6 protein-coding genes are annotated in these 6,363 nt (G+C 34.9%); 5 read left to right on the top strand and 1 reads right to left on the bottom strand.

From position 1 onward, the window contains the following. Both AC23MC_RS16315 and AC23MC_RS16310 read left to right on the top strand, forming a co-directional pair. Positions 1–256: hypothetical protein (locus tag AC23MC_RS16315; protein ID WP_487569389.1), on the top strand; the 256-nt coding region annotated here is incomplete at its 5' end. Beyond that, positions 213–1,379, top strand: coding sequence for a tetracycline-inactivating monooxygenase Tet(X2) (locus AC23MC_RS16310; protein ID WP_008651082.1), 1,167 nt, complete (start codon positions 213–215; stop codon positions 1,377–1,379). The genes AC23MC_RS16315 and AC23MC_RS16310, both read left to right, overlap by 44 nt. 210 nt (positions 1,380–1,589) lie before the next feature. Here AC23MC_RS16310 and ere(D) read toward each other — a convergent pair whose 3' ends face one another. Next, on the bottom strand, positions 1,590–2,816 hold the full coding sequence (gene ere(D) / locus AC23MC_RS16305) for an EreD family erythromycin esterase (RefSeq protein ID WP_095073170.1): 1,227 nt from the start codon (positions 2,814–2,816) through the stop codon (positions 1,590–1,592). A gap of 357 nt (positions 2,817–3,173) precedes the next feature. Here ere(D) and AC23MC_RS16300 point away from each other — a divergent pair, with 357 nt between their 5' ends. The 3 genes from AC23MC_RS16300 to AC23MC_RS16290 all read left to right on the top strand — a co-directional run bounded on the left by AC23MC_RS16300 (position 3,174) and on the right by AC23MC_RS16290 (position 6,202). Beyond that, positions 3,174–4,340 carry a tetracycline-inactivating monooxygenase Tet(X2) gene (locus AC23MC_RS16300; RefSeq protein ID WP_008651082.1) on the top strand — a complete coding sequence of 389 codons (1,167 nt, stop codon included), beginning with the start codon at positions 3,174–3,176 and terminating at the stop codon, positions 4,338–4,340. 175 nt (positions 4,341–4,515) lie between these two features. Continuing rightward, on the top strand, positions 4,516–5,379 hold the full coding sequence (locus AC23MC_RS16295; protein WP_003013318.1) for an aminoglycoside 6-adenylyltransferase AadS: 864 nt from the start codon (positions 4,516–4,518) through the stop codon (positions 5,377–5,379). A gap of 346 nt (positions 5,380–5,725) precedes the next feature. Next, positions 5,726–6,202: a hypothetical protein gene (locus AC23MC_RS16290; protein ID WP_487569388.1), complete on the top strand. Its 477-nt coding sequence runs from the start codon at positions 5,726–5,728 to the stop codon at positions 6,200–6,202. Positions 6,203–6,363: the final 161 nt, after the last annotated feature.

Below are 6,363 nucleotides of genomic sequence, written 5' to 3'. Positions count from 1 at the left end.
CATGTCTAAAATTACAAAAAGTGAATCTTTTTTGCAAGATTTTTTTGGTATATTTGAGGAGTTGTGCAACAAGCACAACGGTTTTGCAAAAGCGGGCGGAATGTTTTTAGTAGAATTACTCGTTTTCTCAGAAAAATTTGTAATTTTAGCAAGGTTTCTGCTTCGTTTGGCCCGCCTTCGCAAAGCCGAAAACCGTTATGGGCCATTTTTGAATGACAATGCGAATAGATACAGACAAACAAATGAATTTACTTAGTGATAAGAACGTTGCAATAATTGGTGGTGGACCCGTTGGACTGACTATGGCAAAATTATTACAGCAAAACGGCATAGACGTTTCAGTTTACGAAAGAGACAACGACCGAGAGGCAAGAATTTTTGGTGGAACCCTTGACCTACACAAAGGTTCAGGTCAGGAAGCAATGAAAAAAGCGGGATTGTTACAAACTTATTATGACTTAGCCTTACCAATGGGTGTAAATATTGCTGATGAAAAAGGCAATATTTTATCCACAAAAAATGTAAAGCCCGAAAATCGATTTGACAATCCTGAAATAAACAGAAATGACTTAAGGGCTATCTTGTTGAATAGTTTAGAAAACGACACGGTTATTTGGGATAGAAAACTTGTTATGCTTGAACCTGGTAAGAAGAAGTGGACACTAACTTTTGAGAATAAACCGAGTGAAACAGCAGATTTGGTTATTCTTGCCAATGGCGGGATGTCCAAGGTAAGAAAATTTGTTACCGACACGGAAGTTGAAGAAACAGGTACTTTCAATATACAAGCCGATATTCATCAACCAGAGATAAACTGTCCTGGATTTTTTCAGCTATGCAATGGAAACCGGCTAATGGCATCTCACCAAGGTAATTTATTATTTGCTAACCCCAATAATAATGGTGCATTGCATTTTGGAATAAGTTTTAAAACACCTGATGAATGGAAAAACCAAACGCAGGTAGATTTTCAAAACAGAAATAGTGTCGTTGATTTTCTTCTGAAAGAATTTTCCGATTGGGACGAACGCTACAAAGAATTGATTCATACGACGTTGTCATTTGTAGGATTGGCTACACGGATATTTCCTTTAGAAAAGCCTTGGAAAAGCAAGCGCCCATTACCCATAACAATGATTGGGGATGCCGCACATTTGATGCCGCCTTTTGCAGGGCAGGGAGTAAATAGTGGGTTGGTGGATGCCTTGATATTGTCTGATAATCTAGCCGATGGAAAATTTAATAGCATTGAAGAGGCTGTTAAAAATTATGAACAGCAAATGTTTATCTATGGCAAAGAAGCACAAGAAGAATCAACTCAAAACGAAATTGAAATGTTTAAACCCGACTTTACGTTTCAGCAATTGTTAAATGTATAAAATGGAATAAAACGGCACATAACAAACAAATTGGCAATAGAGCCGGTGAAGTACTTCTATTGAACTTTTGTGCAATGTTGAAGATTAGTAATTCTATTCAACATTTGTGCTAAAAGTCGGCTCCATCGCCAATTTGCCAAACGTTATGTGAAAGAATAAAACGGCACCTCCAAAAAGAAAGTGCCGTTTCGAAATTAAATTTATAAATTCTCAATCCACTACTTCTGAAACAGTTGATTTTTCTATTAGAAAAATTCCGTCAAAAGCTTCTTCTATTTCAGTTTTTAGGCACATCGAATCAAATCGAATCTTATTACAATTTTTTAATTCCGTACTTCTGTTCATTAGTAAACAGCATTCTTTTCCTCCAAATTCTTGCATAATAAATTCAACAGAATCCGACTCTGGAAAATCAAGTGGAAATTTATCAACCCTAAAGCCAAATTGATAATCATTATCAGGATACAATGCCGCAGTTTCTCCACGTAGATTAGTTATTGCAAATGCTTTATATTTTTCTCCAAAAGTCATCGAAAGTCTTTGCCCCATTGGATAACAACTAATAAATCCATCAAAATCTACCGGAGTTTTTTGAATGTGAGCATTGTGGGCAACCAAAATAATCTTTTTACCAAGTGAATTTTTCAAAAACCAATCAATGCTTTCTGCCATATACTGGTCTTTTGCTCCCATATCTCCTTCAATTCCCCTTTCAGTAATGAAACTTTCCATAGCATCAGCATTATAATTCATATAAATCAAGCCTTTAACTTGATGAACTATCGATTGAAATTCTAAACTTTCTAATTTTGGTTGAAGAGTAATCAAACGAATGTAAACTTTTAATAGCAATGCTTTTAATTCATTATGTTCAGCTTCATCAAAAAGCGATAAATTTAACGCAAGCTGAGAAGTCGAATAGAAATCAAATTTCTCAGCAAGATTTAAAATCTTCTGTAAGACATCAGAAGAAACGATTGAAAGTCTTTGCAAATAATCAGATACAATACGAAAGTTTGGAAAATAAGAACCTCCATTTTTAGGAATATCCACACCTAAAAAGGTAATTTGATTATTATTGTCTTGATTATACCGACGAAGCCATAGCAAAGTATCTTTAAACTCATTTGGATAATAAAAGTGTGACAGTAACTTATCCAAATCGTCGAATGGAATTTGTGATTTTATCCACTTATCAACTTCTAATCCTTCAGAAAAACCAAACTCAAATGCCAAGGTGTCAAAATCACATTCAGTTACTAAAAACTCAATAACTTGATGCCTGAATGTAAAAAACTCTTTTATGAAATGTGAGTTTTCGCCTAAACCAACAATTGTAGAAGAATCAAAATATTCTCGAAATCGAAAAAGACTTTGTTTTATGGATGTATTATTTTCCGAATTAAACGGAAAAGTTAAGGGTTTTATATTTTTCATTATTACCTTATTTTAAATTAAAAATTAACGTACCAAATAGCAACCGTCTCAAAAAGACGATTTAATAATTTACTTTAATTTTTAATTACCAAGGCTTGCTGAAATACATAAAATGTGAATTATTTGAATACAAAGATACTAAAAATTCCTTCACATAACATCGCATTGGCAAAATGGCAGGTTAAGTGCTAAATTGAAAGTTTCTGCATTTTATTCCGCCGAATGTGTTCCACATTCGCTTTTTATTTGTAAGTTAGCTCTGTGGAAACACATCGGCTACGTTCTCGCTAAATTGAACTTTTTGTCCAATTTATCCGCCACTTCGCCAATGCGTTTCCCGTTATGTGCCATTTTTGAATGACAATGCGAATAGATACAGACAAACAAATGAATTTACTTAGTGATAAGAACGTTGCAATAATTGGTGGTGGACCCGTTGGACTGACTATGGCAAAATTATTACAGCAAAACGGCATAGACGTTTCAGTTTACGAAAGAGACAACGACCGAGAGGCAAGAATTTTTGGTGGAACCCTTGACCTACACAAAGGTTCAGGTCAGGAAGCAATGAAAAAAGCGGGATTGTTACAAACTTATTATGACTTAGCCTTACCAATGGGTGTAAATATTGCTGATGAAAAAGGCAATATTTTATCCACAAAAAATGTAAAGCCCGAAAATCGATTTGACAATCCTGAAATAAACAGAAATGACTTAAGGGCTATCTTGTTGAATAGTTTAGAAAACGACACGGTTATTTGGGATAGAAAACTTGTTATGCTTGAACCTGGTAAGAAGAAGTGGACACTAACTTTTGAGAATAAACCGAGTGAAACAGCAGATTTGGTTATTCTTGCCAATGGCGGGATGTCCAAGGTAAGAAAATTTGTTACCGACACGGAAGTTGAAGAAACAGGTACTTTCAATATACAAGCCGATATTCATCAACCAGAGATAAACTGTCCTGGATTTTTTCAGCTATGCAATGGAAACCGGCTAATGGCATCTCACCAAGGTAATTTATTATTTGCTAACCCCAATAATAATGGTGCATTGCATTTTGGAATAAGTTTTAAAACACCTGATGAATGGAAAAACCAAACGCAGGTAGATTTTCAAAACAGAAATAGTGTCGTTGATTTTCTTCTGAAAGAATTTTCCGATTGGGACGAACGCTACAAAGAATTGATTCATACGACGTTGTCATTTGTAGGATTGGCTACACGGATATTTCCTTTAGAAAAGCCTTGGAAAAGCAAGCGCCCATTACCCATAACAATGATTGGGGATGCCGCACATTTGATGCCGCCTTTTGCAGGGCAGGGAGTAAATAGTGGGTTGGTGGATGCCTTGATATTGTCTGATAATCTAGCCGATGGAAAATTTAATAGCATTGAAGAGGCTGTTAAAAATTATGAACAGCAAATGTTTATCTATGGCAAAGAAGCACAAGAAGAATCAACTCAAAACGAAATTGAAATGTTTAAACCCGACTTTACGTTTCAGCAATTGTTAAATGTATAAAATGGAATAAAACGGCACATAACAAACAAATTGGCAATAGAGCCGGTGAAGTACTTCTATTGAACTTTTGTGCAATGTTGAAGATTAGTAATTCTATTCAACATTTGTGCTAAAAGTCGGCTCCATCGCCAATTTGCCAGCCGTTGTACGACATAGTAAAACCGAACCAAACAAAATGAAAGTCAGAGAAGAAAAGTTAAGAACAATTATAGAATGGTCGGAGAAAAACGAAGATGTAAGAGTTCTTCTTCTGACAAGTTCACTTGTAAATCCTTTAGCACTTGTTGACGAATTTAGTGATTTAGACATTGAATTTGTTTTTGAGGATAATACAAATTACATTTCAGACAAAAGCTGGACGCTTAAATTCGGAAATCCAATTGCTATGATTGAAGAAGACGAAAGTTGTTTTAACCATAAACACGCAATGAAAATGCTACTTTATGAAGACGGTGTGAAAGTAGATTTTAAACTTTACAGCAAATCAAAATTTATAAAGGAAACGCAAGAGAAAGAATTACCAGAAGATTGGGATATTGGTTATAAAATTTTAATTGATAAAGATGGTATTACAAAGCAAATGCTGAAACCAACTTATCAAATTTCCATTATCAAAAAACCGTCTGAAAAAGAGTTTCAAAATCTAATAAACGATTTTTGGTGGGACACAACTTACGTGGCAAAGTGTCTTGTGAGAGATGAAATATTCTATGCGAAATTTATGTCGGAAACCGTTATTCGCACAGAATATTTAATTCCTTTAATTGAATGGCACATTGCAAGTGAACACAATTGGAACATAACGACCAATAAATATGGACGGCTTTTCAAAAAGTATCTTAACCAGGAAATGTGGGCTAAAACAGAACAAACATTTTCAGGGAGCGATATAAAGGAAAATTGGACTGCTCTATTTTCAATGACTGATTTAGTTTCAGAAATAGGAACTGAATTGTCAAAAAAATTAGAGTACAAATACCCGGATAAATTAGAAAATGACATACGAAAATATTTAGCTGGACTAAAACCCAAAACATAACTACGTCGTACAACATCGTATTGGCAATAGGCGGGCTGAACGGCTTCGTATCAACGGAAGTGCAAAATTCAACTTCTGTTCTTCGATTAAAGTTCAGTGCTAAAAATCCCGCCCATCGCCAATACGCGGCACGTTGGGAAAAATCGCCCTTCGGGACAATTTTTCCCAATGACCGCTCGGCTACGCCAACAGTCGGGAAACCATCGTTGCATTCGCACGACGTTCTCCCAACTGTCGCCTTTGACGCATTCCGTAAAGGAGTGAAAAACTCCTTTCGGAACGACGACAAAGCCGAGCGGTCATTAGCAGTAAGCATAAAAAAACACACCGAAAAAGCATCTAATAAATGACAAATAAAAAAACAACCTTAGTCCTAACAATTTTAACATCCTTGGTGTTATTCATTTTGACCTTTACTCAATTTGGGAAACTTCTCGAATTTTTAATGCCAAGAATCGAAAATCTCCAATATCAGACAACAGATATTGGAAGTCAATTTAAACTTGCAATATTTTTCTCAATAGTAATTGGACTTACACCAATATTACTGTATTTGACTTGGCGACTTGGACGAATTGAAAAAACAAAAAGAAGAACTTATAGTGGTTTAATAGTTATTGGTTTTATGGCTATTTCAGTCGCACTAAGACAATATTTAATAAAATCGTCATTCAGCGGACTGACAAATTTAAAAACTCAAACAGGCGAAACAATATACGGTTCATTTGCTATTGAAAATTTAAACTTTGAAAATTATTTACTTGGCGGACTAATTTTAGGGTGTATAGTTAGTTATCTTTTTTTGAAAGACAAATTAAGCTAAAAGTTTATAATACAGAATACACGATTATGATGACAAAGAAACTGGATTTAATGGGATTAGAAAAAATGCCTACTGCTAACAGGCGTAACCGTTGCACAACCCCTTCAAAAAACTAAATTTTCATTCTAATCATAAAAAACAACCTCGTTTAGTGCTTTCTA

The sequence above is a fragment of the Flavobacterium sp. T50_26 genome (assembly GCF_057652995.1).
This window is presented reverse-complemented; position numbering and strand designations above follow the sequence as displayed.

Coding starts and splice junctions, on each gene's coding strand:
- AC23MC_RS16310 (WP_008651082.1), top strand. CDS start 213: ATGACAATGCGAATAGATACAGACAAACAAATGAATTTACTTAGTGAT.
- AC23MC_RS16300 (WP_008651082.1), top strand. CDS start 3,174: ATGACAATGCGAATAGATACAGACAAACAAATGAATTTACTTAGTGAT.
- AC23MC_RS16295 (WP_003013318.1), top strand. CDS start 4,516: ATGAAAGTCAGAGAAGAAAAGTTAAGAACAATTATAGAATGGTCGGAG.
- AC23MC_RS16290 (WP_487569388.1), top strand. CDS start 5,726: ATGACAAATAAAAAAACAACCTTAGTCCTAACAATTTTAACATCCTTG.